We start from the raw sequence: 1,200 nt of genomic DNA on the forward strand, positions 1-1,200 counted from the left end.
GCGGAACTCCGGGCTGAAGGTACGTTCCACGGCGTCCATCGCCTCGTCGGCGCGGCTGGTGCGTCCGAAGCCCAGCGCGGGGCGGCTCGCGTCGGCGGCGCCCGCGTTGCTCGTCATGATCAGGACGGCGCCGCGGAAGTCCACCCCCTTGCCCGTGTGGTCCGTGAGGGTGCCGTGGTCCATGACCTGCAGCAGCAGGTTGTAGATGTCCGGGTGGGCCTTCTCGATCTCGTCGAGCAGCACGACCGCGTGCGGATGGCGGGAGAGCGCCTCCGTGAGCAGGCCGCCCTGATCGAAACCGACGTAGCCGGGCGGCGCCCCGATGAGCCGCGCGACGGTGTGCGCCTCCTGGTACTCGCTCATGTCGAAGCGTACGAGCTCCACCCCGAGGACCCGCGCGAGCGTCCGCGCGAGCTCCGTCTTGCCGACGCCGGTCGGGCCGGTGAAGAGGAAGCTGCCCTGCGGCTTGGCGGGGTCGCGCAGGCCCGCGCGGGCGAGCCCAGCAGGACCTGACCCCGACGTCGAGAGGCCGCGACCCCGACGTGGGGTCGCGGCCTCCTCACGTGACCGTCCCGGAACGTAACGGGTCGGTAATGGCGGCGGAAGACGCTGGGTTCAGGAGGACCGCATGAACATTCCCCGTCCCACCATTCCCGAACCGCGCGTCACCGCCCGTCTCCTCGCCGATCCGCACCTCGCGCCCCTGTGGGCCCTGCTGCGCGTGTACGTCGGCTACGAGTGGCTCACGGCAGGCTGGGGCAAGATCACGAACCCCGCCGGGGTGTGGGTCGGGGAGAAGGCGGGCGCGGCCGTCACGGGCTTCTTCCACGGGGCGCTCACCAAGACCGGTGGGGAGCACCCGGACGTGCAGGGCTGGTACGCGTGGTTCCTGCAGCACGTCGCGATGCCCAACGCCGCGCTGTTCTCGTACCTCGTGGCGTACGGGGAGCTGTTCGTCGGCGGCGCGCTGATCCTGGGCCTCTTCACGGGGGTCGCGGCGTTCTTCGGCGGGTTCCTCAACGCGAACTTCCTGCTGGCGGGCGCGGTCAGCACGAACCCGGTGCTGTTCATCCTCGCGACGTGGCTGGTGCTGGGCTGGCGGGTCGCGGGCTACCTGGGCCTCGACCGGGTGGTGCTGCCCCGCCTCGGGGTGGAGCTGCCGGGCGCGCCGCCCGCACGGGACGCGAAGGGCGCGGCGCC

General features: G+C 72.2%; 1 protein-coding gene and 1 pseudogene. One reads left to right on the forward strand and one right to left on the reverse strand.

Translation table 11 applies throughout. The features are described from left to right. A pseudogene (locus DEIPI_RS0100605) lies at positions 1 to 498 on the reverse strand (AAA family ATPase); the annotation flags it as partial. 130 nt (positions 499 to 628) lie between these two features. Between DEIPI_RS0100605 and DEIPI_RS27380 the strand changes: the two are divergent. Then, the coding region (locus DEIPI_RS27380) for a DoxX family protein (protein WP_084473839.1) at positions 629 to 1,200 on the forward strand (572 nt) is incomplete at its 3' end.

Origin of the sequence: Deinococcus pimensis DSM 21231, from assembly GCF_000519345.1 — a bacterium.
Taxonomy (GTDB): domain Bacteria; phylum Deinococcota; class Deinococci; order Deinococcales; family Deinococcaceae; genus Deinococcus_A; species Deinococcus_A pimensis.